At 70.1% G+C, this 25,828-nt stretch carries 24 protein-coding genes; 15 read left to right on the top strand and 9 right to left on the bottom strand.

The window, feature by feature from the left end:
• Nucleotides 1-36: 36 nt before the first annotated feature.
• From NLX83_RS20620 to NLX83_RS20600, 5 genes are all read left to right on the top strand, one after another.
• Nucleotides 37-609 carry a hypothetical protein gene (locus tag NLX83_RS20620; protein WP_254236715.1) on the top strand — a complete coding sequence of 191 codons (573 nt, stop codon included), beginning with the start codon at nt 37-39 and terminating at the stop codon, nt 607-609.
• A 16-nt stretch (nt 610-625) separates the two neighbouring features.
• Nucleotides 626-1,471: a neutral zinc metallopeptidase gene (locus tag NLX83_RS20615; protein ID WP_254236714.1), complete on the top strand. Its 846-nt coding sequence runs from the start codon at nt 626-628 to the stop codon at nt 1,469-1,471.
• Nucleotides 1,472-1,578: 107 nt separating this feature from the next.
• The gene (locus NLX83_RS20610; protein ID WP_254236713.1) at nt 1,579-2,010 is read left to right on the top strand and encodes a CBS domain-containing protein; all 432 of its coding nucleotides are present in this window, start codon (nt 1,579-1,581) and stop codon (nt 2,008-2,010) included.
• Between the two features lie 48 nt (nt 2,011-2,058).
• Nucleotides 2,059-3,486, top strand: a complete 1,428-nt coding sequence (locus NLX83_RS41920) for an amidohydrolase family protein (RefSeq protein WP_254236712.1) — start codon at nt 2,059-2,061, stop codon at nt 3,484-3,486.
• Nucleotides 3,487-3,502: 16 nt separating this feature from the next.
• Nucleotides 3,503-4,411, top strand: coding sequence for a TIGR03619 family F420-dependent LLM class oxidoreductase (locus NLX83_RS20600; protein ID WP_254236711.1), 909 nt, complete (start codon nt 3,503-3,505; stop codon nt 4,409-4,411).
• Here the strand turns inward: NLX83_RS20600 and NLX83_RS20595 are convergent.
• Nucleotides 4,408-4,932 (bottom strand): MarR family winged helix-turn-helix transcriptional regulator, encoded by a 525-nt coding sequence (locus NLX83_RS20595; RefSeq protein ID WP_254236710.1) that lies wholly within the window; start codon nt 4,930-4,932, stop codon nt 4,408-4,410. The genes NLX83_RS20600 and NLX83_RS20595 overlap by 4 nt on opposite strands.
• On the opposite strand from NLX83_RS20595, the gene NLX83_RS20590 reads away from it, so the two are divergent.
• The gene (locus tag NLX83_RS20590; RefSeq protein WP_254236709.1) at nt 4,931-5,425 is read left to right on the top strand and encodes a carboxymuconolactone decarboxylase family protein; all 495 of its coding nucleotides are present in this window, start codon (nt 4,931-4,933) and stop codon (nt 5,423-5,425) included. The genes NLX83_RS20595 and NLX83_RS20590 overlap by 2 nt on opposite strands.
• Nucleotides 5,426-5,433: 8 nt before the next feature.
• Here NLX83_RS20590 and NLX83_RS20585 read toward each other — a convergent pair whose 3' ends face one another.
• Nucleotides 5,434-6,681 (bottom strand): alpha/beta fold hydrolase, encoded by a 1,248-nt coding sequence (locus tag NLX83_RS20585; RefSeq protein ID WP_254236708.1) that lies wholly within the window; start codon nt 6,679-6,681, stop codon nt 5,434-5,436.
• Between the two features lie 59 nt (nt 6,682-6,740).
• Nucleotides 6,741-7,709: a GlxA family transcriptional regulator gene (locus NLX83_RS20580; RefSeq protein WP_254236707.1), complete on the bottom strand. Its 969-nt coding sequence runs from the start codon at nt 7,707-7,709 to the stop codon at nt 6,741-6,743.
• Between the two features lie 70 nt (nt 7,710-7,779).
• On the opposite strand from NLX83_RS20580, the gene NLX83_RS20575 reads away from it, so the two are divergent.
• From NLX83_RS20575 to NLX83_RS20565, 3 genes are read left to right on the top strand one after another with little or no spacing between them, the layout of a single operon-like run.
• Complete coding sequence (locus tag NLX83_RS20575; protein ID WP_254236706.1) at nt 7,780-9,114, top strand: MFS transporter; 1,335 nt, start codon at nt 7,780-7,782, stop codon at nt 9,112-9,114.
• A complete protein-coding gene (locus NLX83_RS20570; protein ID WP_254236705.1) occupies nt 9,101-9,730 on the top strand; it encodes a methyltransferase domain-containing protein in 630 nt (209 codons plus the stop codon). Before NLX83_RS20575 ends, NLX83_RS20570 begins: the two co-directional genes overlap by 14 nt.
• 4 nt (nt 9,731-9,734) lie before the next feature.
• On the top strand, nt 9,735-10,925 hold the full coding sequence (locus NLX83_RS20565) for a GNAT family N-acetyltransferase (protein WP_254236704.1): 1,191 nt from the start codon (nt 9,735-9,737) through the stop codon (nt 10,923-10,925).
• 4 nt (nt 10,926-10,929) lie between these two features.
• Here NLX83_RS20565 and NLX83_RS20560 read toward each other — a convergent pair whose 3' ends face one another.
• Nucleotides 10,930-11,376 (bottom strand): SRPBCC family protein, encoded by a 447-nt coding sequence (locus tag NLX83_RS20560; protein ID WP_254236703.1) that lies wholly within the window; start codon nt 11,374-11,376, stop codon nt 10,930-10,932.
• Between the two features lie 20 nt (nt 11,377-11,396).
• Entirely contained in the window at nt 11,397-12,356 is a 960-nt protein-coding gene (locus NLX83_RS20555) for a helix-turn-helix transcriptional regulator (RefSeq protein WP_254236702.1), read from the bottom strand.
• An 82-nt stretch (nt 12,357-12,438) separates the two neighbouring features.
• On the opposite strand from NLX83_RS20555, the gene NLX83_RS20550 reads away from it, so the two are divergent.
• From NLX83_RS20550 to NLX83_RS20540, 3 genes are all read left to right on the top strand, one after another.
• Nucleotides 12,439-13,110, top strand: a complete 672-nt coding sequence (locus NLX83_RS20550) for an alpha/beta fold hydrolase (RefSeq protein ID WP_254236701.1) — start codon at nt 12,439-12,441, stop codon at nt 13,108-13,110.
• 192 nt (nt 13,111-13,302) lie between these two features.
• Complete coding sequence (locus tag NLX83_RS20545; protein ID WP_254236700.1) at nt 13,303-14,232, top strand: nucleoside hydrolase; 930 nt, start codon at nt 13,303-13,305, stop codon at nt 14,230-14,232.
• Between the two features lie 48 nt (nt 14,233-14,280).
• Nucleotides 14,281-14,880, top strand: a complete 600-nt coding sequence (locus tag NLX83_RS20540) for a class I SAM-dependent methyltransferase (protein ID WP_254236699.1) — start codon at nt 14,281-14,283, stop codon at nt 14,878-14,880.
• 58 nt (nt 14,881-14,938) lie between these two features.
• Here NLX83_RS20540 and add read toward each other — a convergent pair whose 3' ends face one another.
• Complete coding sequence (gene add / locus NLX83_RS20535; RefSeq protein WP_254236698.1) at nt 14,939-15,949, bottom strand: adenosine deaminase; 1,011 nt, start codon at nt 15,947-15,949, stop codon at nt 14,939-14,941.
• Nucleotides 15,950-16,193: 244 nt separating this feature from the next.
• Here add and NLX83_RS20530 point away from each other — a divergent pair, with 244 nt between their 5' ends.
• The 3 genes from NLX83_RS20530 (at nt 16,194) to NLX83_RS20520 (ending at nt 22,838) form a co-directional block, all read left to right on the top strand.
• Nucleotides 16,194-18,050 (top strand): Xaa-Pro dipeptidyl-peptidase, encoded by a 1,857-nt coding sequence (locus NLX83_RS20530; RefSeq protein WP_254236697.1) that lies wholly within the window; start codon nt 16,194-16,196, stop codon nt 18,048-18,050.
• 148 nt (nt 18,051-18,198) lie between these two features.
• The gene (locus NLX83_RS20525; protein WP_254236696.1) at nt 18,199-21,585 is read left to right on the top strand and encodes a phosphodiester glycosidase family protein; all 3,387 of its coding nucleotides are present in this window, start codon (nt 18,199-18,201) and stop codon (nt 21,583-21,585) included.
• 200 nt (nt 21,586-21,785) lie between these two features.
• A complete protein-coding gene (locus NLX83_RS20520; protein WP_254236695.1) occupies nt 21,786-22,838 on the top strand; it encodes a DUF4192 domain-containing protein in 1,053 nt (350 codons plus the stop codon).
• Nucleotides 22,839-22,885: 47 nt separating this feature from the next.
• On the opposite strand, the gene galE is transcribed toward NLX83_RS20520, so the two are convergent.
• The 3 genes from galE to NLX83_RS20505 are packed head-to-tail and all read right to left on the bottom strand — an operon-like array spanning nt 22,886 to nt 25,821.
• Nucleotides 22,886-23,839, bottom strand: coding sequence for a UDP-glucose 4-epimerase GalE (gene galE, locus NLX83_RS20515; protein WP_254236694.1), 954 nt, complete (start codon nt 23,837-23,839; stop codon nt 22,886-22,888).
• 24 nt (nt 23,840-23,863) lie between these two features.
• The gene (galK, locus tag NLX83_RS20510) at nt 23,864-25,132 is read right to left on the bottom strand and encodes a galactokinase (RefSeq protein WP_254236693.1); all 1,269 of its coding nucleotides are present in this window, start codon (nt 25,130-25,132) and stop codon (nt 23,864-23,866) included.
• Nucleotides 25,129-25,821: a metal-dependent transcriptional regulator gene (locus NLX83_RS20505; RefSeq protein ID WP_254236692.1), complete on the bottom strand. Its 693-nt coding sequence runs from the start codon at nt 25,819-25,821 to the stop codon at nt 25,129-25,131. Before NLX83_RS20505 ends, galK begins: the two co-directional genes overlap by 4 nt.
• Nucleotides 25,822-25,828 lie beyond the last annotated feature (7 nt).

The following is a 25,828-nucleotide window of genomic DNA, read 5'->3' as shown; positions in this document are numbered from 1 at the left end:
GCTTATCCCTGTCTGTAAGTGGTAATACTGGCCTTCGTGTTCGCCTATCTCCCCGTCTCCGGTCCCGTCTGCTTCGAACCGGACGGCATGCGGCTGCGCTGGAAGGCCGGTTGCGCCGAGGCGAGCTACGTCGGCGACTTCGTCGCGTGGTCCGACATCCGCGACGCCGATCCGTCCGCGACCCCGCCGGAGCTGCGGTTACGGGACGGCCGGACGATCTTCCTCGCCGCCGAGCAGAGCGAGGAGCTGGCCGAGCGGCTGTGGGCGGCCGGGGTGACGCTGGTGCACCGGCCCGACGTGTGGGGGCACCTGCTCGAACCCTTCCTGGACCGCGACTACGACGAGGTCAAGGAGCGGATCGAGGGCAACCTCCGGTACTGGGGTTTCACCGAGGCCGAGGTCGACCTGTTCCGGGAGCGGGTCCGCTGGCGGATGCTGCTGTTCACCCGCTTCGGCGGGGAGTGGACCACCTACGGGCAGGCCGACCTCGTCCTGGCGTGGTTCCTGCTGCGCGTCCCGCCGATGTTCGTCAGCCCCGGCGACTACCGCCGGTTCCGCAGGCTCAACGACGAGATCGCTGATCGACCCACCCAGGGCGGTACCCGGTAAACCCTATGCTGGCCCGATGGGAGTGCGCGAGGCGGTCGCGGGGCTGGCGGCAGCGGTGGTGTTCGCCGCGGTGCTGGTGTTCGAGCCGGAGGCCGGGGTGGTGCGCGGGGTCGCGGTCGAGGCAGCCCCGCCGGTGGCGACCACGACCGAGCGCCCGGTGGTGCGGCCCGCGCTGAAGACGGGCGACAACCCGTTGCTGGCCAACGGGATCGGGCTGCGCGAGATCACCTGCGGGCTGCCGAAGTTCGGCCGGGCGGCCGAGCAGCTGCGGGCCTACTACAAGGCCATGATCACCTGCATGGACGACGCCTGGCGGCCCGCGCTCGACCAGGCCAACCTGCCGTTCGGCTCGCCGGAGCTGAACATCGAGGACAACCCGACCACCGGCTGCGGCCCCGCGCCCGCGGGCGACGAGGCGACCGCGTTCTACTGCGGCGCGGACCGGACGATCTACGTGCCGAGGGCGACCGTGCTCGACGCCGTCGAGTCGCACCGGGCCGGGCACCTGAACCTGCTCGGGCACGAGTACGGGCACCACGTGCAGCTGCTCAGCGGGATCGCGCTGGCCAACGGCATGGCGGTGCGCAAGGCGGGCGAGAAGAGCCCGGCGGGCCTGGAGCTCATCCGCCGCCAGGAGCTGCAGGCCAACTGCTTCTCCGGCCTGTTCATCGCCGCCGCGGCCGGGCGCGGCACGGTCACCAGGCAGCTCGCCGACGCCGCTGTCCGCTCCTTCAACGACACCGTCGCCGACGACACCCACGGCAAGATCCCCAACCAGGTGCGCTGGGGGACAGACGGGTTCCGCAAGCGTTCGACCGCCGCCTGCAACACCTACGACGCCCCTTCGTCCCAGGTGGCGTGAACACCGGCGAAGTGGGTGAACCCGAACATTCGGGCTATCGCGGTGCGGGGCCCAGTCGCTAGCGTGCCGGAGGGTAGGCACCGCTCCGACGAGGAACGGAGACTCCCATGAGGATCGCGGACGTGTTGCGCGGCAAGGGTTCAGCCGTGGCCACCATCCAACAGCAGAGGTCGGTGACCGCGCTGCTCGCGGCGCTGGCCGAGCACAACGTCGGCGCGCTGGTCGTCGTCGACGGCGAGGGCGGGCTCGCCGGGATCGTCTCCGAGCGCGATGTCGTGCGCCGGGTGAACGAGCACGGGGCGGGCGTGCTGGACGGGCCGGTCTCGGCGATCATGACCAGCAAGGTGTTCACCTGCGGGCCGGAGGAGTCCGTCGACACCCTCACCGTGCAGATGACCGAACGGCGCATCCGGCACGTCCCGGTGCTCAGCGACGGCGTGCTCGTCGGCATCGTCAGCATCGGTGACGTGGTGAAGAGCCGGATCTCGCAGCTGGAGGAGCACGGCGAACAGCTCCAGGCCTACATCTCCCAGGGTTGAGTCTTCACGGCCGAACCGCACAGCGCGTGATTCGGTAACTTCGAGGGCGTGACGGCTTCACGCAGACGGTTCCTCGGCATGCTCGGGCTCGCGCTGACGGCGGGTGACTCCGCCGCGGAGGAGCGGACCGCGCTCGTCAACGGGGTCCTCGTCGACGGGACCGGAGCGGCGCCCCGGCCAGCGACGATCGTGCTGGACGGGGACCGCATCGTCTCGGTAGGACAGCGGCAGGCCCCGCGCGGCTGTCGCGTGGTCGACGTGCGCGGGAAGTTCGTGATCCCCGGGCTGTGGGACGCCCACGTGCACCACATGCCGTGGGACCGGATCTTCCCGCCGCTGTTCCTGGCCAACGGGGTCACCGGTGTGCGGGACATGTGGAGCTTCCCGTATGTGCACGAGTTCCGGCGTCGAATCGACCGCGGCGAGCTGGCCGGGCCGCGAATCCTGTTGTCCAGCAACATCATTGACGGTCCGCACTCGTTGCAGGCCGAGGCCGGGGCGACCCAGGTCCGCACGGCGGCCGAGGCCAGGGCGGCCGTGCGCGCCGCGGTGGCGGGCGGTGCGGAGTTCGTCAAGATCTACCAGTACCTCGACGAAACCACCTACGCCGCGATCGCCGATGAATGCCGCGGCCGGGGCGTTCCCTTCGCGGGACACCTGCCGGACCGGATCGCGGCGCGGTACGCGAGCGATTCCGGGCAGCGCACGATCGAGCACCTCTTCGGCCTGTTCACCGCGACGGCGACCAACGAGGCGGAACTGCGCGAGCGGATCGCGCGGTTGCCGGTGGATCCGGCGAACTCGCGTGGCTGGTACAACGCGGTGCGGAAGCTGGAAGAAGGCGCGGCGCGCCACCACGACCAGGGCAAGGCGGCGGCGTTGTACGCGGATTTCCGCCGCAACCGCACGTGGCAGGTGCCGACGCTGCACGTGCTCAAGGTGCTGTCCTCGCCGGTCGAGGCCCTTCGTGACGACCCACGGCTGAAGTACGTCCCGGCGGCGATGCGGACGTACTGGGAAGGCATGGTGAGATCCATCGCACCGGCACGGGAGTTCTTCCTCGCGCAGAAACGATTGGTGGCCGAGATGCATGCCGCCGGTGTGGGGGTGCTCGCGGGCACCGACACCAACAACCCGTACTGCTTCCCGGGTTTCGGGTTGCACGACGAGCTGGAGTTGTTGGTGGAGGTCGGGTTGAGCCCGATGGCCGCGCTCCAGTCGGCAACTCGGGACGCCGCAAGGGCGTTCGGTCGGAACTCCGGGACGGTCGAGCCGGGCAAGGACGCGGATCTCGTTGTCCTGGAAGCGAACCCGCTCGCCGACATCCGCAACACCCGGCGCGTTGACTCCGTGGTCGCGCGCGGACGCCTGATCACGCGGGAGCAGCGGCTGCGCATGTTGGCCGACGCCGAGGAAGCGGCGAAGACGGCCAAGATGGAGTGGGGGAGCTCGGGCTGCGGCTGTTTCGCGACGTGAGGGTTATCGTGGCCCGGTGAAGATCGGTTTCGCGGCACCGGTGTCCGGCTCGTGGGCGACCCCGCCGAACCTCGCTCGGGTCGCCCGCCGCGCGGAGGAGCTCGGCTACGACTCGCTGTGGACGTTCCAACGGCTGCTGTCGCCGGTGGACGCGTCCTGGGGCGAGCCGTACCGGGCCGTGCAGGACCCGATCGTCGCGCTGTCCTACGTCGCGGCGCTGACCGAGCGGATCAGGCTCGGCGTCGCCGTGCTGAACCTGCCGTTCTTCTCGCCCGTGTTGCTGGCCAAGCAACTCACCACGGTGGACATCATGTCCGGCGGCCGCCTCGACGTGGGGCTCGGCATCGGTTGGGCCGCTGAGGAGTTCGCGGCGGTCGGTGTCGACCCGCGTGGGCGCGGACGCCGGGCGGAGGAGTTCGTCACCGCTCTCCATGCACTGTGGACGGACGAGGAGGTCGAGCACGAAGGCGAGTTCTACCGCGTTCCGCGCACCAGGATGGATCCGAAGCCGGTTCAGCGGCCGCATCCGCCGGTGTTGCTCGGGGCGAAGGCGGAAGCGGCTCTGCGTCGCACCGGGCGGCTCGCGGACGGCTGGATCAGCAGCAGTAGCACCGATCTGCGCACCATCGGCGACTCGATCGCGCTCGTCCGCGAGGCGGCAGCCGACGCGGGGCGCGATGCGTCGGCTCTGCGCTTCGTCTGCCGCGGGCCGGTCATGGTGGGCCCCGGAGGTGCTGCCGGGCGGCGTCCGCTGACCGGGTCCTTCGCCGAGATCCGCGGCGACCTCGCCGTGCTCGCCGAACAGGGCGTGACCGAGGTGTTCGCCGACCTCAACTTCGACCCGGAGATCGGTTCGCCGGACGCCGATCCGGCGGAGTCGATGCGGCGCGCTGAGGCCGCGCTGACCGAGCTGGCGCCCCGCTAGGCGCCGAACCAGCTCGCCGCGTCGAGGCGGAACCCGTCGGCCGGGGCCATCGTGCGCAGCGCCGACTCGACCTGCTGGAGTTGTTGTGCGCCAAGGGATTTCTCCCAGTGTGCGCGGAGCTCGTCGAAGATCGCGGCCGACCGGGCGAGTGAGTCGAGGCCGCGCGGGGTGAGCCGGACGAGCTTGCGCCTGGCATCGGCGGCGTCGTCGGCCCGCTCGGCGTAGCCCAGGGCGACCAGGCGGTCCACCGTCTTGCCCGCCGCCTGCTTGGAGACGCCCAGGCGCCTGCCGAGCTCGCTCGCGGTGGCACCGGCGACCCCGATCGCCTGCATCGCGAAGCCGTACGCCGGGCGCACGTCGGGGTGCCCCTGCGCGGCCAGCTCCGCGTGCAGCCGGTCGATGATCGAGCGGAACCCGGCGAACAGCAGCAGGGGCAGCTCGAACCCGGGAGGGTTGCGCAACTCGACAACCTGGTTTACCTTTTCGTCAACCACGTTGTCGAGTTTACCGGGGGTCCGCATGTTTACCGAGCACACGATCGACACCGCGCCCGCCGCGTCCCGCCGGGCCATGGAAGCGACCAGGGCGAAGTTCGGCTTCGTACCGGTGCCGGTCGCCCGGCTCGCCGAGTCACCGCACCTGCTGGACGGTTTCCTCAAGCTGAGCGGGATCTTCGAGAGCACGACGCTGGACATGACCGCCCGCGAGACGGTGATCATGACGGTGGCGGTGCGCAACGGCTGCCACGTGTGCGTCGAGATGCACGCGGCGAAGCTCGGCGATCATCCGGAGCTGGTCGCGGCGCTGCGCGAGCAACGAACACTGCCCGAGGAACGGCTCGAAGCGGTACGGCAGTTCACCCTCACGGTGCTGGCGACCTCGGGAGCCGTCGACGACGAGGCGCTGTCCGCGTTCCTGGCGCACGGCTACACGAAGCAGAACGCGCTGGAGGTGGTGCTGGGCATCGGCACGTACACGATGTCCACGCTGGCCAACCGGCTGACGCGGGCTTGAGACATGACCTAGGGGCGCGCCACCGTCAGCCAGGTCCGCAGACCCAGGCCCAGCAGCGACCGCGCGGACCCGCTGGGCAGCGCGGCCAGTTTCGGCGCCATCGCGGGCAGGCGGTGGTGCTGGCCGAGCGCGACCCCGCGGGCGGCGTTCAGCGCGGCGACCGGATGGTTGTCGAGCACGCTGTGCGGCATGTCCCGGAACGGCACGAGCGCCCCGTCCGGCAGCAGCCGCGCGGTCCGCTCGGCCACCGGGCGCACGGTCCGCAGGTCGCGCTCGGCGGTCAGCACCGCGGTCGGCCAGTCGAAGTCCTCCAGTGCGCTCAACAGGCAGCGCGGTTCGCCCTCGAAAGCGGGGAAACCCTTGGCGTGCTTGGCGAAGGCCACGGCCTGGTCCAGCGGGAGGCCGTCCGGTTCGAGGTCGTAGAGCTCGCGGTAGTTCATCGCCGAGACCAGGTCCAGCTCCAGCACGTACCGGCTCGGCTTGCCCAGCTCCTCGTCGGCGACCCGGTGCATCCACCGCCACGGCCCCCACCGGCCCGCGGCCACCGCGTCGAGCAGCCGGTCCACCAGCGCGGGCCCGCCCAGCTCGTAGAAGACGGGGATGACGCTGCCGGTCTCCTCGGCCGGGATCACGCCGCTGCCCACCAGTTCGCGCAGTTTCGCCGCGATGCCCGCGGTCGCCGCGTCGCGGCCGTGCCACAGCAACCGGCGCACTTCGTCCCGCGCCACCGCGAAGTCCGAAACGGTGGAGTAGGTGGAATCCAGGACCATCCCGGCGACCCGCTCGGGGTGCTTGGCGCCGAAGGTCTGCGCGAGGTACGCGCCGTAGGAGCTGCCTAGCACCACCGCGCGCTCGATGTCGCAGTCGTCGAGCACGGCGGCGAGGTCGTCGGCCGCGGCGTCCACGGTGAGCGCGCCGAAGGGCAGGTCGTGGCCGAGCTCGTCGTGCCGGGACAGGCCGATCCCGCGGTGCTCCACCATGACCACGTCGAACTCGCGGCGGGCGGCCAGCGTCCGGTGCCGGTGGTAGGGCAGCACCGAGGCGAGGCCGGGGCCGCCGGGCAGGACGAGCAGCGGCGTCGCGCCCCGGCTGCCCTCGCGGACGTAGGTCAGCTCGAACCGGCGCGAGCCGCCCTCGATCATCGGCCTGCTCAGCCTGCGCACCGAGGGGCGCTGGCGGAACTCCGCGATCACCCGCTCGCTGCGCTGGTCCCGCTTCTCTTCTCGTGCGTCCCAGTTCGTGTCCACAGTGGACATCCATCCCCCTTCGGCCCCGCCCCCGGTGAACGAGCGGGGCAGCCGCCGGGTTCCTGCTCTCAGCCCGCCGGCCGGAAGGTCCTGCGGTACGCGCTCGGCGCGACCCCGAGCCTGGCACGAAGGTGTTGCCGCAGCGAAGCCGCCGTGCCGAAACCGGCCCGAGTCGCGATCTGGTCCACCGGCAGGTCGGTGTCCTCCAGCAGCCGCCGCACGTGCTCGACCCGCTGGTGCACCAGCCACTGGCCGGGGCTCATCCCGGTCTCCTCGCGGAAGCGCCTGGTGAAGGTGCGCACGCTCATCCGGGCGTGTTCGGCCAGTTCGCGCAGGGTCAGCGGCTCGCCGAGGCGGTGCAGCGCCCACTCGCGGGTCGCCGACGTGCCCGCCCCGGCGGGCTCGGGCAGCGGGCGCTCGATGAACTGCGACTGGCCGCCGTCCCGCCAGGGCGCGATCACGCAGCGGCGGGCGGCCCGGTTCGCCACCCCGCTGCCGTGGTCGCGGCGGATGACGTACAGGCACAGGTCCGGGCCCGCGCCGACGCCCGCCGAGGTCAGCACGTCGCCGTCGTCGACGAAAAGGACGTCCGGATCGAGCAGGACCCTCGGAAACAGCCGTTGGAACCGGCGCGCGTAGCTCCAGTGCGTCGTCGCGGGCCTGCCGTCGAGCAGCCCGGCCGCGGCGAGCACGAAGGCGCCGGTGCAGATCGACATCATCCGAGCGTGCCGCGCCGCCCGCCGCAACACGTCGATCACCTGCTGGTCGAGCGCCCCGTCCTTGACCGGGCTGCCCTGCTGCATCCCGATGGTGATCACGGTCTGCGCCCAGTCCAGCGCCTCCGGGCCGTGCTCGGGCTGGACCCGGAAGCCCGCGGCGCAGCGGATCGGGCCACCGTCCGGGGTGCAGACGCGCACCTCGTACAGCGGCTCGCCGTCCTCGTCCCGCGCGGCGCCGAAGACCTGCGTGGGCACCCCGAGGTCGAAGCCGACCGAGCCCTCCAGCGCGAGCACGGCGATGCGGTGCGGTCCGGTCATGGCCCGATCCTGACACAGGTTGGCCATCAGGCCACTCGTCCCGGTGAAACCGCTGGTTGAGGCTCAACCGGTGAAGCACAGACCGCATCGCGCCTGGCTCGTGGCCGCCATCGCCTTCATCGCGCTGGTGGGCGCGGCCGGGTTCCGGGCCACCCCCGGAGTGATGATCAACCCGCTGCACGAGGAGTTCGGCTGGCCGCTGAGCACGATCTCGCTCGCCGTCTCGATCAACCTGCTGCTCTACGGCCTGACGTCACCGTTCGCCGCCGCGCTGATGGACCGCTTCGGCATCCGGCAGGTCGTGGCTTGGGCGCTGCTTCTCGTCGCCGCGGGCAGCGGCCTCACGGTGTTCATGGCGCAGTCCTGGCAGCTCATCCTGTTCTGGGGTGTCTTCGTCGGCCTCGGCACGGGATCGATGGCGTTGGCGTTCGTGGCGACCGTGACCAACCGGTGGTTCGTCAAGCACCGCGGCATCGTGACCGGAGTGCTCACCGCGGGTGGCGCTGCCGGGCAGTTGGTGTTTCTTCCGCTGCTCGCGCTGATCGTGGAGCAGGGCACGTGGCGGTTCGCCTCGCTTACCGTGGCCTTCGCGGCGCTGGCGGTGGTTCCGCTCGTGTTGTGGCTGTTGCGCGATCACCCCGGCGAGGTCGGTTTGACCGCCTACGGCGCTCCAGGTCCCGTATCGGCACCGCCCGCGCCCGTAAAAGGGGCGGCTCGGCGGGCTGTTCGTGCACTGTTCTCCGCAGCTCGCACTAAGGCGTTCTGGTACCTCGCGGGTGGTTTCGCGATCTGTGGGATGACTACGAACGGCTTGGTGGGTACGCACTTCATTCCCGCTGCGCACGACCACGGCATGCCTAGTACGGCTGCGGCGGGCCTGCTCGCGCTCGTGGGCATCTTCGACATCGCGGGCACAGTGTTCTCCGGTTGGCTGACGGACCGGATCGACTCGCGTGTGCTGCTCGGGATCTACTACGGGCTGCGGGGTGTGTCGTTGGCGATCCTGCCCAGCCTGTTCGACGCGACCGCGCACCCGAGCATGTTGGTGTTCATCATCTTCTACGGCTTGGACTGGGTGGCTACGGTGCCGCCGACCGTGGCGCTGTGCCGTGAGCATTTCGGCGCGGATGGTGCCGTTGTCTTCGGTTGGGTCTTCGCCTCACACCAGGTCGGTGCGGCGATCGCGGCGACGGCGGCGGGTCTGGTTCGCGATTCGCTCGGTGAGTACACCGTGGCTTGGTATGTCGCCGCGTGCTTGAGCGTGCTGGCTGCCGCGTTGTCGATGCTGATCGCGCATAGTGGACGGCGTGACTCAGCCGCCGTTTTGGGACCAGACCGAGCGCATGCCGCAGGGCAAGGCGCTGAGGGAGCGCTCACACGAACTCCTGGCGGTGAAGCCGGATGAGGTCGTGCTCGACGTGGGGTGCGGAACGGGCCACGCGGTCGCCGAGCTGACTTCGCTGGGCGCGCGGGCGATCGGGGTCGACGCCGGTGATGCGTTGTCCTTCGCCCGCGAATGGTTTCCTTCGTGCGATTTTCGCCAGGGGACCGCGGAGAGCCTGCCGGTCGAATCATCCTCTGTGGACTGCTATCGCGCGCAGCGGCTGTACCACCTGCTCGCCGAGCCGTCGCGGGCATTGGCGGAGGCACGCCGGGTGCTCGTGCCGCGGGGCCGGATCGCGCTGATCGGCCAGGACTACGACATGTGGGCCGTGGCCTCCGACGATCCCGAGCTGACCCGTTCGCTGCTGCGCGCCTACGCCCAGCGGATGTCCACGTCGAACGGCGGCTTGAAGTACCGGGAGCTGTTGCTGGACAACGGCTTCACCGATGTACGTGTGGAGGTCCAAGCGGCGGTGTACACCGATCATGCCGCGCTCGCACCACTGCTGCGGCAGATCGCCCCATCGGATGCTGACGGTTGGCTCGCTGAGCAGGCCGAGCGGGGATCGCGTGACCGGTTCCTCGCGGTGCTGCCGTCATTTCTAGTGGTCGGAGTGCGTGCCGCTGCACAACAATGAGCGCGTGGAGCTGACGATCCGACCGCTTGCCGACGAAGACGTGCCCGCCCGCTACGAGCTCAACCGGGTCGCGTTTGGTCGAACCCAGTCGTTGTCCCAGGTCAAGGCCACATTGCCGGCGATCGCGGACCACGCGGGCGTGAATTGGTGGGGTGTGTTCGACGAACGGGGCACCCTCGTCGCGGACGCCGCGGACCGCGAACAGGGCCAGTGGTTCGGTGGGCGGCTCGTGCCCACCAGCGGCATCGCGGGCGTCGCGGTGGCGCCCGAGTACCGCGGTGGCGGAGTCGCGCAGAAGCTGCTCAAGCACCTGCTCGGCGCCGCCCGGGACCGTGGTGCGGTGATCAGCACGTTGATGCCGAGCGTGCCGGGTCTCTACCGCAAGCTCGGTTGGGAACAGGTCGGCGCGATCGTGGACGAACGCGTTCCCACAACGGCCTTGCAGTCGGTGCGGCTCGCGCCCGGTGTGACCGTGCGCCCCGTGACGGTCGAGGACTTCCCTGTGGTGGAAGAGGTCTACCGCGCCTACGCCCGCGCCGGGAACGGCCTGATGGAGCGCAGTGGGCCGCTCTTCAAGGCGACTCCAGCCGAAGTGCTCGACGAGTACCGCATGACGTTGGTGGAGGGACCAGACGGCGCGGAGGGCTATGCGAGCTGGCAGCGCACGGACAACTACGGCCTCGGTGCGAAGCTCGTAGTCACCGACCTGATCACGTTGACCGAGCGCGCACTGACGACGTTGCTTGCGCAGTTCGGCAGTTGGGGCACCGTGGCGCCTACGACGGAGCTGCGCCTGGCCGTGCCCGACGAGCTTGTGTGGGGGCTGCCCGTGCATTTGGAGCGCGCGTCGATGGATGCGTGGATGCTGCGCCTCGTGGACGCGCCTGCGGCGATCGCGGCGCGTGGGTGGCCGGAGCTGCGGGCGACCGTGGACCTGGAGATCGTGGACGAGGTGTGTCCGTGGAACGCGGGACCGCACCGCCTGATGGTGGCGGCGGGCTCGGCGACGTTGGAGCCAGGAGGCAGCGGCGAGGTGGTCATCGGCAGCCGCGGGCTCGCGACGCTCTACGGCGGCGGAGCGAGCACGGCGGCGCTGCGTCGGTATGACCTGCTCTACGGCGGTGACGGCCGCACGGACGCGTTGCTGGACGCGGCCTTCGCAGGGCCACGTCCAGGGCTGCTGGACGCCTTCTAGACCGCTAGACGGGATGGTGGTCGGGGACCGCGTTGAGTTCGATGCCGTGCTCCAGTAGGGCCTTCATCGCGCACAGCGCGGTCGTGAAGCCACCGACGGTGTCGTTGACCCATTGGAAGGCGTCGTCATCTGAGCCGGTGAAGCCGGTTTCGGTGACCTCGACGAAGGTGGCGTCCGCCGTGCGCGGGGTGAACTTCAGCTCGACTGTGGTCGGCTGCTCGTAGTTGCCCCACTCGAACCGGATCAGCCGACCCTCGTCGACCTCCTTGACGTGGACCTCGGCCGACGCGCCGTAGGTCTCCCACTCCCAGCGCAGCGTCGCGCCCGAGACCATCGGCCCGCTGCTCTTGCTGTACCAGAACCGCGTGGTCACGGCCGGGTCGGCGAAGGCTTGGAACGCCTTTGTCGCGGGTGCGCGGACGATCATGCATGCGGACGCGGTCTTCGACATGGGCACATGGTGCCGTTCTTTTAAGGCGCCCGCTCGGCCAATTTCGCCAGGTGGCGGGAGAAGTCGAGCAACGCGGCGCGAAGCTCGACGGGCTTGCGGATGACGAACGGCCATTCCAGGCTCGCGAGCATTCGCGCCATGCCGTCCAGCTTCTCCGCGCGCGTGCGCAGAAGGACTACGCCGTGCTCTTCGACCACTGTTCCTGTCGTAGGCGGGATGCGTTTGCGCACTGCGTCGACTGGGCCCTCTACGACAACTTCGACCTCCCACGTGTACAGCACGCCCGCCAGTGACCGCGTGACGTGCTCGACCGCGTTGAAGTCCGTGGGTATCTCGAACGTCTTGTCCTGCAACGAAACCGACTGCACGCGATCGAGCCTGAACGTGCGCAGCTCGCCGTGGCGGTGATCGTGGCCCGTGACGTACCAACGCCCGGAATGGAAGACCACGCCGTAGGGGTCCAGTTCGCGCTCGGACTCCTCTTCGCGCCACGACCGGTAGCGGAGGTGCACGCGTGTCCTACGGCGCACGGCTTCGCCTACGACCAACAACGTGTCCGTGTCCGGAGCTTTGCTCTCACGGGGGAGCAGCGTGAATCCCAGCGCTTCTTGGACTGCTTGTGTGCGTTCGCGCAGTGCGGGCGGGAGAACGCGTTGGATCTTCGCGAGGGCACTGTCGACCGCGGGCTCCGTTGTCGCCAAACCGATCCGTTTGCAGGCGGTGAGCCCCAAGGTGACCGCGACGGCCTCATCGTTGCTCAGCATCAGCGGCGGCAGCTTGTAACCGGGGCGCAGCCGGTAACCGCCGTACCGGCCGCGGTCGGCCTCCACCGGGACGCCGAACTCGGCCAGCCTGCTGGCGTAGCGGCGGACCGTGCGCTCGTCGACACCGAGCCGCTCCGCCAGCTCTCGGCCGAGCAGGTGGTGGTGCGCCTGGAGCAGCTCCAGCATGGCCAGGAGCCGGGTGGTGGGATGTGGCACGGGTCACAACCTTAATCCGGACGTGTTCTGTCCGGTTTTGATTTTACGGTTCTCCCGACGACGACGAGCGAGGAGACACGAGATGACCACTTACGTGCTGGTTCCCGGTGCCTGGATCGGTGGTTGGGCCTACGCGGAGGTCGCTGACCTGCTGCGGGCGGAGGGCCACGAGGTGCACGCGGTGACGCTCAGCGGCCTGGACGGCGGCGGTGACGCGGCCTCGATCGACCTGGAGACGCACATCGCCGACGTGACCGCCGTGATCGGCGACCGCGAGGACGTGGTGCTGGTCGGGCACAGCTACGCGGGCATGGTGATCACCGGCGTGGCCGACCGCGTGGGCGAGCGGCTGGCGAAGCTGGTCTACCTCGACTCGGCGCCGTTCGAGAACGGTGAGTCGATGTTGGACTTCAGCGGCCCGATCCCGAACGTCGACGACCGCTTCCCGTTCCCGTCCTTCGAGGCGCTGAGCCAGGACGCGGGCATCGATAAGGACACCTACGACTTCCTGAGCACCAAGGCGGTCGGTCACCCCTACGGCTCGTACGAGCAACCGCTGCGGATCAGTGACAAGGAGCAGGCGTTCGAGCGCGTCGTGATTGCGTGCGACGACTTCCGCGGACTCGTCGCGACGGGCATGCCCCGGTTCCAGCAGTTCGTTCCGCCCGCGTGGAAGCGCGTGGACATCGACACGGGTCACTGGCCCATGATCACGACTCCCAAGGAGCTCGCCGCGATCCTGGCCGCCCTCTGATCGCGCAGTCCACGAACCTGCTCCGCCCAGTGGTTGGGACGTCTTCAAGTACACCGAACCCCACCTGAAACCGTCGCTAACCGCCACTAACCCCGGGGTTAGTAGCAGTTAGCGACCGCTGAGAGGGGGGTGTGGGGTACTTGAAGACCGGCGAACCTGGTGATCGTTGTCGGCCGCGCTTAGTCTCTGCGCGTGCTCACCATCCTCAGCGCGGTGGCGGTGGCCGCGACGCTCGTCGTCCCGGCCGCCCACCCCGCCCCGGTGCCCCTGATCATCGACACGGACATCTGTGCCGCGGTGGACGACGTTCCCGCGCTCGCGATGGCCAACCTCATGCACAGCAAGGGCGAGGCGAAGCTGCTCGGCGTCATGGTCGACACGCGGGGCGATGCGGGCGCGGCTGCGGTGGATGTGGTCAACACGCACTACAAGCACCCGAACATCCCGATCGGTGTTCTCAAGCCGACGGACAACTCCACGTGCGAGGAGTTCGCGCATAACTACGCGCCACAGCTCGCGAAGAAGTTCCCGCATGACTTACAAGGCGGTAGCGCGGCACCCGAAGCGACCGCGCTCTACCGCAAGCTGCTTGCCACACAAAAGGACCGCAGTGTCGTAGTGGTCTCCTTGGGCGCCACGACGAACCTGCGCAACCTGTTGAACACTGACGCGGATCTGGTGCGCAGGAAGGTTTCCCGGCTGATCGTGATGGGCGGCCAGTACCCGCGCAGCACCACCGAGCCGGAATTCAACTTCGCGCTCGACCCGGCGGCGACCGCGCGCGTAGTGCACGACTGGCCGACTCCTGTGGTGTTCAGCGGCGGAGAGCTCTCGGTGTCCTTCGGCAAGCGGATCACTGGAGCGACCCCACTAGCGGAGACCTTCCGCATCGGTTTCGGCGCTGGCGTCGACGGTGAGCTGTGGGACGTGCTGCCGATGTACTACGCGGTGCGCGGCGCGAAGCACTTCACCGAGGTGCGCGGTGGCTCGAACCGCATCGGTGCCGGTGGGGCGAACGAGTGGGTCTGCCCGGCGACCCGTGACCACGCCTACTTGAAGCTCGCGACCGAGAAGTCCGCCATCGCGAAGATCATCGAAGACATGCTGGTCAGCGCTCCTTAAAGGAGGGTGGTTGGCATCTCTCAGGGGCGACAGGGCAGGCTAGGAGGGGTGTCGAGCTCTCGCAACGCGTCCCGCGTGTTCTTCCAGGCCGTCCTGCGCCGCCCCAGTCTGATCGGTGGCGTGTGGCCCAGTTCCCCCGCGCTGGCCGCCCGGCTGGCCTCGGTCATCCCCGGCTCCGGCGACCCGGTCGTCGTCGAGCTGGGCGCGGGCAGCGGTGCGGTCAGCGACGGCATCTCGGCCCGCCTCGGCACGCGCGGCCGCTACCTGGCGGTGGAGCTGGACGAGGAGCTGGCCGGGCACCTGCGGGAGAACTACCCGCACATGGAGGTCCTCAACGCCAACGCCACCGAGCTGGGCAAACTCCTCGCCGACCGCGGCGTCGACGCGGTCGACTCGGTGGTCAGCGGCCTGCCGTGGGCGCTGATCGGCGAGCAGGGCCAGCGCGAGATCCTCGGCCACGTCGCGGAGACGCTGCACCCGCACGGCGTGTTCACCACGTTCGCGTACGTGCACGCGCTGGGCATGGACAACGCCCGCCGGTTCCGCCGTCTCCTCGAAGCCACCTTCGACGAGGTCCTGCTGACCCGCGTGGTCTGGGCGAACCTCCCGCCCGCCATCACCTACGTCTGCCGCCGTCCCCGCCGCTGACGCCGTGAGCCCGGTCGCGCTCGGCGACCGGGCTCCGCCAGCGAGTCAGACCAGCGCGTCAGACCACCGCGTCGATCTCCGCGAGGAGTCGCCTCCGCACGTCCTCGCCGCAGAACGAGGCGCGCACACCGTTGCGGGCCAGCTCCGCGAGATCGTTCCTGCCGAAGCCGAACTCGGTGTGGCACAACAGGTATTCGCGGTTGAGGTCGGTGTCGAACATGCCGGGGTCGTCGGTGTTCAGCGTGACGACCACTCCGGCCTGGACCAGCCTCGGCAGCGGGTGCTCGCCGATGGCCCGCACCGCGCGGGTGCGCAGGTTCGACGTGGGGCACACCTCCAGCGCGATCCGCCGCTCCGCCAGGTACTCCACCAGGCGCGGGTCGTGGATCGACGAGATGCCGTGGCCGATCCGCTCCGCGCCCAGGTCGTGCACGGCGGACCAGATCGTCGCCGGGCCCGTGGTCTCCCCGGCGTGCGGCACGCTGTGCAGCCCCGCCTCCCTGGCGAGGGTGAACATCGAGGCGAACTGCGCCCGCCCCACGCCGATCTCCGGTCCGCCGAGCCCGAACGCCACTGTCCCTTGTGGACGGTGCCGGAGCGCCCACCGCACGGTGGTGGCCCCGGCGGCGCGACCCTTCTCGCCGGGGATGTCGAAGATCCAGGCCAGCAGCACGCCGTGCTCGTCGAACGCCCGTTTGCGGCCGGTCTCCAGCGCCTCGGCCAGCTCGTCCGGCTCGATCCCGGCCAGCAGGTGCAGGTGCGGCGTCACGGTGACCTCGGCGTAGCGGACCGTGCTCAGCGCGAGGTCGCGGGCGAGACCGGTCACCAGGGTCACGATGTCCTCGCCGGTGCGCACCAGCGCGCTCACCGCGAGGATCACGTCCAGGAAGTGCGCGAAGTCCCGGAAGACGTAGAAGTCCTTCAACAACGCTTCATCGGTCGGCACGCCGCCGTCGGGGTGCCGCCGCGCGAGTTCCAGAACAGTCGGCACGGAGGCGGCGCCGACGAGGTGGACGTGCAGTTCGGTCTTGGGGAGCGCGGCGACGAACGCCGCGATGTCGTTGGACATGCGGAAACAGACCTTCCAGGAAAAGGATGGGTGGGTTCGGGCGATCAGGCCCGTATCACCACGCGAGGTCGGTCCGCGCGTGATCGGCTCCGTACAGCGGATGGGCGACCAGGCCCGCCAGGAACTCGTTCACGTCATCAGTGTTTCACGGTGCCCTGTGGATTCAGAAGGACATTTGGAGTATTGACCTCGTGGTCTCCCGCCGCGAAGGTGCGCAAGTACCCAATCTCTAGGGGAGAAGCCGATGAGGCGTGCACGAACAGTCCTGCTGGCCGCGATGGTGGTGTTGCCGCTGACCGGTGCGCACGCGCTGGCCGCCGCGCCGCCGCAGCAGCCGGTGTTCGTCGACGGTGAGGCGCAGCCGGTCTACAACCCGGCGGATGTCGTGCGAGAGAAGGTGTTCATCCGGGTTCCGATCGACAGCGACCGGGACGGCAAGGATGACGAGGTGCGCGCGGACGTAGTGCGCCAGCGCGCGACCACCGAGGGCCTCAAGGTGCCCGTGGTCTACCTCCCGAGCCCGTACTACGCGGGCGGGAACAACGTGCCGAACCACAACGTGGACGTCGAGCTGCACGTGCCGGACGGGCCGCGCAGGAATGATCGGCGCGACAGTCCGGGCACTGACCCGAACCAGGACCCGCGCATCGCGGCCGCGCTCGGCACCTCCGGCCCGAACCCCGGCGTGATTCGCCCGTCGAGCTACGAGAAGTACCTCCTGGAGCGCGGTTACGCCGTTGTCTACGCGGAATCGCTCGGTACCGGTGAGTCCACGGGCTGCCCGACGACCGGTGGCCGCAACGAGACCGTCGGTGCGCGTTCGGTGGTGGATTGGCTCAACGGTCGCACTACGGCACGCGACACGGCGAACAAGCCTTCTGTGGCTTCATGGACCACTGGCAAGACAGCGATGATGGGCGTGTCCTACAACGGCACCCTGCCGAACGCGGTGGCTTCCACCGGTGTGAAGGGCCTTGAGGCGATCGTGCCCATCGCGGCGATCTCCAGTTGGTACGACTACTACCGCGCTGACGGTGCGGTCGTCGCTCCCGGCGGTTACCAGGGCGAGGACGCGGACGTGCTCGCCGAGTACGTCTACAGCCGTTCCGACCGCGAGATCTGCAAGCCGGTGATCGACGAGATCGTGCGCCAGCAGGACCGCGTCACGGGCGACTACAGCCCGTTCTGGGATGAGCGCAACTACCTCAACGACGCCAACAAGGTGCGCGCGGCGACTCTGGTCGTGCACGGGCTGAAGGACTGGAACGTCAAGACCAAGCACGCCGCGCAGTGGTACGACACGTTGAAGGCCAACAAGGTGCCGCACAAGATCTGGTGGCACCAGTCCGGCCACACGGACCCGTTGGGCCTGCGCCGTGACGAGTGGTTGAAGACGCTCAACCGTTGGTACACCCGCTACCTGTTCGGTCAGCAGAACAACGTCGAGGCGGAGCCGCGCGCGACCATTCAGCGTGAGAACGGCACTTGGGTCAACGAAGCCGAATGGCCCGTTCCCGGCAGCAGCGACGTCTCGGTCTACCCGTGGCCCGGTGGTGCGTCCACCGGTCGCCTTGAAGCCACCGCACCGGTTCCCGGCAGCGCCGTGGTGGAGAAGCTGGCCGACGACGCCAGCAAGAAGGCCGACCAGCTGATCTCCTTGCCCAGCTCTGGCAACCGGCTGTCGTACGCGACGCCCGCCGCGAAGGAAGCAGTGCGCATCAGCGGCACCGTGAAAGCGGAGCTGAAGGTCGCCTTCGACCGCCCCGCGGCGAACGTGACCGCGGTGCTGGTCGACCGCGCCCCCAACGGCACCACGAAGGTGATCACGCGCGGGTGGACCGATCCGCAGAACCGTTCGCGGCCCGACCGCACGGAGCCGGTGAAGCCGGGCGAGCAGTACTCGCTCAGCGTCGAGATGCAGCCGATGGACTACGTCCTGCCCGCGGGCAACAAGCTCGGGCTGGTCCTGCTCTCCAGCGACTACGACTACACGCTGCGGCCGAAGCCCGGCGCGGGCCTCGCGGTGACGCTGAACCAGACCCGGCTCGTCCTGCCCGCCCTCGGCGGCAAGCAGGCGTTCCTGGCGGCGTTCGGCCGCTGAACCACCTCGCGAAAGGCCCTCCTCCCACCACGGAAGGGGGCCTTTCGGCCGTCCAGCGGCAAGCCGTCCTTCCTCTGGTGGATAGTCAAGGTTCACCTGCATACAGTGTGCTTCCGGTGAGTTATTCACCTAGTCGCTGGAGGACGTTGTGCGCACCCGCGGCACCGCTGTCGTCTCCGCGGTCCTCGCCGTGCTCGGCCTGACACTGGGCGGTACCGGGGTGGGCGTCGCAGCCCCGCCCGCCGCGCTCGGGCCGGAGCCGGTCGAGGGCCGCCCCGGTTCGTCCTCGGTGGACGGACCGGTCCAACTGCTCCCGCAGAGCCCCGCCGCGCGCACCGCGGCCACCGAGCAGGACCTCGTGGTCAGCAGGGCCGACCGGCCCATCGCGCCCGGTCTGGCGCTGAGCGAGTTCCGCAGCCTCCGCCCGACCGGCTGGATCCAGGGCGACGTGCTCACCGCCGACCTGTCACAGCCGAGCCTCAAGGCCCAGTACCTCAGCCCTGGCCCAGTGGCGGCGCGCACCGTCCTCACCGAGCAGGCAGCGCGCACGGGTGCCATCGCGGGCGTCAACGGCGACTTCTTCGACATCAACGAGACCGGCGCTCCGCGAGGCGTCGGCATCGACAACGGCGTCCTACGGCACGCGCCCGCCAGCGGTTGGAACCACGGTGTCGGCATCAACGGCAGCGGTGTCGGCCGCATGCTTGAGGTCTTCCTCCAGGCCAGCGCGACCCTGCCGAACGGCTCCTCGATTACTGCCACCAACTTCAACTCGCCGGACGTGGCCAAGAACGGCGTAGGCATCTACACATCGCTGTGGGGCACACAGCCGCGCTCCTGGTCCGCTGTGGGGGCTAACCAGATCCGCGAGGTCGAGGTTCGCGACGGTGTCGTGAGCGTGCTTCGCACCACTACAGGCTCGGGTCCGATTGCCGGGAACACGGTGGTGTTGCTGGGAATCGACGCTGGAGCTCGGGCACTTGAAGCACTGCGCGTCGGTGACCGCGTCGATGTGCGCTACCAACCGCGACACCAGGGCGACCCGTTGAAGGTGGCCATCGGTGGCAATCTGCCGCTGCTGCGCGACGGCGTAGTGCTGCCGCAGACCGACACCGCGATCCACCCCCGCACTGCGGTCGGCTTCTCCGCTGATGGCCGCAAGATGTGGCTAGTCACGATTGACGGCAGGCAGACCGCCAGTCGCGGCATGACCTACCGCGAACTTGGCGAGTACATGAAGTCCCTGGGCGCCGACGACGCGCTCAACCTCGACGGTGGGGGCTCGTCGACGCTTGTAGCGCGCCTGCCCGGCCATAGCGCTGTGTCGGTGCACAACTCGCCTTCGGACGGTGGGCAGCGCATCGTGCCCAACGGGCTCGGCCTGACCAGTTCCAGCGGCAGCGGGCGCCTCACCGGCTTCCGCGTGGAGCCGGGAACCCTGGGCGACCAGTCGAACCGCGTGCTCGCCGGGCTCAGCCGCACTGTGGGCGCGTGGGGCCACGACGAGATCGGCGGGCCCGTGAACGCTTCGCCGCGGTGGAAGGTCAGCCCGTCCAACGCCGGGAAACTGGAGGCGTCTTCGGGGCTGAGCACGTTCCGCGCGGGCAAGTCGGGCACTGTGAAGCTGACTGCGTCTTCGGGCCGTGCCAGCGGTGAGCTGGGCATGACTGTGCTCGGCGAGCCCGTGCGCGTGGACACCGACACCGAGCGCGTCGCGCTGTCCGGCATCGGTGCGAACGGGCGCTTCCGGGTGCTGGGCCAGGACGCGGAGGGCTTCACCACGTGGGTGGAACCGCGCGATGTGCAGCTCAGCTACGACCAGCGCGTCGTGCACGTCACGCCGGACGGCGACGGGTTCGCGGTGTCCGCCGCGGCGCCGACTGGTGGGACTGTGATCACCGTGAAGGTGGGCGGCCTCGCCACGCACTTCGGCGTCACGATCGGCACCAAGGACGCCGGTGTGTCCACTATGGACTCTGTAGGCCCGTGGAACGCCACGGTCTTCCCTGCGGTTGTGGGTGCATCACTGTCCACTGTGGCGGGCAGGACCGGAAACGCGGTCGCCTTGGACTACCGGCTCACGGGTGCCACAGTGACCAGGGCCGCCTACGTGAACGCGCGCACGCCCATCGCTTTACCTGCCGGCACCCAGCGCGTGGGCGCGTGGGTAAACGGTGACGGCAAGGGGACTTGGCTGCGGTTGAGCCTGCTCGACAGCACGGGTACCGCGACCATCCTCGACCTCTCCAAGAAGATTGACTGGACTGGGTGGCGCTACCTCGACACCGAGGTGCCTGCGGCGCTTACAGGCGAACTGCGCGTGCAACGGCTCTACGTGGTGGAGACCGATGGCAGTAGGCAGTACGAAGGCCGACTCCTGTTGGACGATCTGACCGCATCCGTGGCGCCGCAGATCTCCGTGCCCGCCGATGCCTCGCGCAAGGACCGTGTCGTGGTGACTGACGGGGACCTCCCGGGGAAGCCAGGCGCGCTACGGGTCGCGGTGGTCAGCGACGCGCAGTTCACGGCCGACAACCCCGAAGGACCTCTGGTGGCACAGGCGCGGCGGACCTTCCGCGAGGCGCTGGCGGCCAAACCCGACGTCCTGCTTATCAACGGCGACCTGGTCGACAGGGGCACCGCGGCCGACTTCGCGTTGGCGCGCAAGGTGATCGACGAAGAGCTCGTCGGCAAGGGCGTGCCCTGGTACTACCTCCCCGGCAACCACGAGACCTACGGCCCCGGCACCACCGAGGAGTTCCGCAAAGCCTTCGGTGACACCTTCCGCGTCGTCGACCAGGGCGGCGTGCGGATGGTGCTGCTCGACTCGTCGCTCGGCACCTTGCGCGCGGGCGGCTTCGATCAGATCAAGCTGCTACGCCAGGCACTGGACTCCGCCGCGACCGATCCGTCCGTGCGTGGCGTGCTCGTGTCGATGCACCACCCCGTCGACGATCCGCTGCCCGGTGGCTCGTCGGAGCTGACCGACCCCTTGGAAGGGCCGCTGCTGTCGAAGTGGCTGGCCGACTTCCGCGCACGCAGCGGGAAGGCAGCGGTGTCGCTCGCAGCGCACGCGGGGCTGTTCCACGCGGGCCGCACAGACGGCGTTCCGTTCCTCATCAACGGAAACTCCGGCAAGGCGCCCGCCGCGCCCCCCGGCGACGGCGGCTTCACGGGCTGGACGATGGTCCGCATCGACCCCGCGGACCAGCGGGACCCCGTGCGGTCGGAGATCAGGGCGCACGTGGACCGGCTGGAGCTGACCGCCCCGCCCCGGCTCGCGGCCGGAGCCACTGCACCGGCGGGCGCGACCGTCCTGCAGGGCCAGCGCAGGATCTCCGTGGCCTACCCGGTCAGCGCGGACTGGTTCGGGTCGGCCAACCTGCACATCGGCCCGGCCCAGGGCGTCACATCCGCGCACAGCGCCGCGTTCGACCCGGCCACCGGCACGCTCACCGCGCTCGGGCCCGGCAAGGTCGACCTCGGCGTCGCGGTGAACGGCGCCAGGACGACCACGCAGATCGAGATCACCTAGCTCTACCCGATCGTGTCCTTGTGCCACCGTTTCCCCGTTTCGTACTCATGTCGGGGTTTGGGAGCGCTCCATTTCCCGCTATGAGTACGAAACGGAACGGCGGCCGACCACGTGCGTGGAGTTGTCCACATCGGTACCCGTTGTCCACAGATTCGCTCGGCAGGGCTCCGGGCGGTCGGGGTGGCGGTGACAGTGGAGCCATGCCTTCCACCACGACCCCGGACGGGGTGAGCCGGCTCCGCGACGTCGCCGACCTGGTCGCCGCCGTCCCGCACCTCATCGGCTTCCACCCCACCGACTCCCTGGTCCTGATCTGCCTCGCCGAGCGGGACGACAGCGTCCGCGTCGGCCTGGCACTGCGGGTCGACCTGCCCGCGGAGCAGGACCGGCAAGCCGTTGCGGCACAACTGCTCGCACCCGTGCTCGGGCACCGCGCCACCGAGGTGATCGCGGTGGTGCTGTGCCCGGCGGAACCGCGACCGTGGCCCGCGGAGCTGCCGCACGCCGGACTGATCGCCGAACTGGACGAGGCGTTCGGGAGCGCTGGCGTCCCGATCCGGCACGCGGTCTGGGCGGAGTCCATTGTGGACGGAGCCGCTTGGCGGTGCTACGACGAGGCGGACTGCTGCGGCCTCCTGCCCGATCCAGCGGACAACCCGATCGCCGCCGCGACGGCACTCGCGGGCAACGTCACCTTCGCCAGCCGCGCGGAGATGCGGGCGGTGCTCGACCCCGACCCGCCGGACGCGCTCGAGCGGCGCACCGCGCTCATCGACGCGCTGCTGGACAACTCCGGAGGCGTCACACCGCCGGGCTTCGACGGCCCGGCGGAGGCGCTGCGGCTGCTGCACGCGACCATCACCGCCGCCGCGGAACAACCGCTCCGGCTCTCCGACGAGGACGTGGCACGACTGGCGATGGCCCTCGCCGATCGGCGAGTCCGGGACGCGTGCCTGGCAACGGTGCTCGGCGACCTGGCCGATGAGGCCGAACGCGTGTGGCTGGCGCTGACCAGGGCGGTGCCCGGTCCGGAGCGGGCGGAACCGGCGGTGCTGCTGGCCTACGCCAGCTATCTCCGGGGCGACGGCTCGCTGGCCGGCATGGCGCTGGAGGTGGTGGAGGCGGCGGACGGTTCACACCGCCTCGGGCGGCTGCTGCGCACGGCGCTGGACCACGGGATGCCGCCGGACGAACTGGCCATACTCGCGCTGGACGGGGCCGCGGAGCACAGCGAACTGATGGGGTCGGCGTGACCGCCGGTCGCGGGCAGTCGCCACGACCGGCGGGCCACGACCGCGGCTCAGCCGTTCTTGCTGGCGAACTCCCACGCGTCGCCGACGATGCTGGCGATGTCGGTGCGCTGCGGCTTCCAGCCCAGCTCGTCCTGCGCCAGCTCGCTGGAGGCGACCAGCACGGCGGGGTCCCCGGCGCGGCGCGGGGCCACGACCGCCGGGATCGGGTGCCCGGTGACCTGGCGGCAGGTGTCGATGACCTGCTTGACCGAGAACCCGCTGCCGCTGCCCAGGTTGTAGATCCGGTGCCTGCCCGGCTCGGCGTGCTGCAGCGCCAGCATGTGCGCGTCGGCGAGGTCGACCACGTGCACGTAGTCGCGGACGCAGGTGCCGTCCTCGGTCGGCCAGTCCTCGCCGTACATCTGGACCTGCTCGCGCTGCCCGAGCGCGACCTGGAGCACGATCGGGATCAGGTGGGTCTCGACGGCGTGCCGCTCGCCGTAGTTCATGTAGGCGCCCGCCACGTTGAAGTAGCGCAGGCTCACCGCGGCCAGGCCGTGCGCGGCCGCGTAGGAGGTGATCGCGAAGTCGATCGCCAGCTTCGAGGCGCCGTAGGTGTTGGTGGGCCGGGTCGGCGCGGTCTCCTTGATCGGCACCTCCTCCGGCTCGCCGTAGGTGGCGGCGGTGGAGGAGAACACCAGGCGCGGGGTTCCGTTGTCCCGCATGGCGTCCAGCAGGTTCAGCGCGGTCATCACGTTGCCGTGCCAGTACTTGGACGGGTTCTCCATGGACTCCCCGACCAGGGACTTGGCCGCGAAGTGCAGCACCCCGTCGAAGCCCTCGGCCAGCAGCGAGCCCGCGTCACCCGCGTCGCCCTCGACGAAGCGCGCGCCGTGCGGGACCGCGTCCGCGTGCCCCGTCGACAGGTCGTCGAGCACGACCACCTCGTGCCCGGCCTCCAGCAGCCGGGCCGCGTTCACGCTGCCGACGTAGCCGGCCCCGCCCGTGACGAGCAGCTTCACCTGGTTCCTACCTTCCTCACTGGGTCATGCGTGGTGTTCGTTCTGGTCTGTCTCGCGATCCTCGGCGGCCTCGTCCCGGCCGGCGCCCGCGGCGGGCACCGCGACGAACAGCCGAGGCGGGGTGAACGCGTGCTCGGCGTAGGCCGCGAACACCGTCCTGCGCACGTCGTCGAGGAGCGCGGTGGAGGTCAGCGCGATGGCCGAACCACCGAAACCGCCGCCGACCATCCGCGCGCCGAGGGCCCCACCGGCCAGCGCCGCGTCGACCGCGACGTCCAGCTCCGCGCAGGAGACCCGGTAGTCATCGCGCAGGCTCTCGTGCGAGGCGGTGAGCAGCGGGCCGATCTGCGCCATCTTGCCCGCCCGCAACAGGGCGACGGTCTCCAGCACCCTGGCGTTCTCCGTGACCACGTGCCGCGCCAGGGGACCGAGCTCGCCGGGCAGCCGCTCCAGCGCCGAGGGCAGGTCGTCGACCGACACATCGCGCAGCGCGGGCACGCCCAGCAGTTCCGCGGCGCGCTCGCACCCGCTGCGCCGCTCGCCGTAAGCGGAATCGGCCAGCGAGTGGTTCGCCCGGGTGTCGATCACCAGCACGGCCAGGTCCTCGGCCGCGGCGTCGAAGGGCACCTGCTCCGACTCGCCGGAGCGCACGTCGAGGAACAGCACGTTGCCCTTGGTGCAGCACAGCGACGCCGTCTGGTCCAGCAGGCCGGTCGGCGCGCCCACGAAGTCGTTCTCCGAGTGCTGCACCCACCTCGCGATCTCCTGCCGCGAGGGCGCGCCCCCGGCGTCCAGCTCGTGCCCGAGGAGGCCGAGCAGCGCCAGCGCCACCGCGCACTCCAACGCGTGCGAGGAGGACAACCCGGCACCCGCGGGCACGTCACCCGCGATGACCAGGTCGGCCCCGCCCGCGGCGATCTCCCTGCCCGCGGCGGCGATGTCCCTGCCTGCGGCGGTGATGTCATAGCCCTGGCGGCGCAGTGCCCACGCCACTCCGCTGGGGTAGGCGGGCCAGCCGGTCACCGTGCCGGGTTCCAGGTCCGCGACCGCGACGGGTTCGGCGCGCTGCGCCCTGCCGTTGTCGGAGATCGTGGTGACCGCGAGCATGCCGTCCGCGCGCGGCGCCGCGGCGACCGCGATCCGGTGCGGCAGGGCGAACGGCAGCACGAAACCGTCGTTGTAGTCGGTGTGCTCGCCGATCAGGTTCACCCTGCCGGGAGCCGACCACACGCCCAGCGGCGCGCGGCCGTACTGCGCCAGGAAGGCCCTGGCCGCGCGGTGCGCCTGACTCACCGGACGCGGACCAGCACCGCGTGGGCGATGTCCATGGTCAGTTCGGCCGTGCCGTGCTCCCCGCGCACCGTGAGCTGCTTGTTCGCGCCCGCGGCGATCACTTCGACGTCCTTGCCCGGGACCACGCCCGCGTTCTTCAGCTCGGCCATCAGGTCCGGGTCCGGCTGCACGTGCTCGGCGATCCGGCAGATCTCCACCCGGCCGCCGCCCTGCTTGGCCACGTCGTTGAGCCTGCGCAGGTCGCGCTCCACGGGCGGGGCGGGCTCGCCGACCCCGAGCTTGTCCAGGCCGGGGATCGGGTTGCCGTACGGGGAGGTCGTGGGGTTGCCGAGCAGCTTGACGAGCTTGCGCTCGACCGCCTCGCTCATCACGTGCTCCCAGCGGCACGCCTCGGCGTGCACGTGCTCCCACTCCAGGCCGATGACGTCGACCAGCAGGCGCTCGGCGAGCCGGTGCTTGCGCATCACCGAGATGGCGCGGGCGCGGCCGGACTCGGTCAGCTCCAGGTGCCGGTCCCCGGCCACCACGAGCAGGCCGTCGCGCTCCATCCTGGCGACCGTCTGGCTCACCGTGGGGCCGCTCTGCTCCAGCCGTTCGGCGATTCGGGCGCGCAGTGGGACCACGCCCTCCTCTTCGAGTTCGTAGATGGTGCGGAGGTACATCTCCGTCGTGTCGATGAGGTCGTTCACACCGCTC

It is taken from the genome of Allokutzneria sp. A3M-2-11 16 (assembly GCF_024213555.1).
GTDB lineage: Bacteria > Actinomycetota > Actinomycetes > Mycobacteriales > Pseudonocardiaceae > Allokutzneria.
The sequence above is the reverse complement of the archived record's forward strand: the minus strand, read 5'-3'. Positions and strand labels throughout refer to the sequence as shown.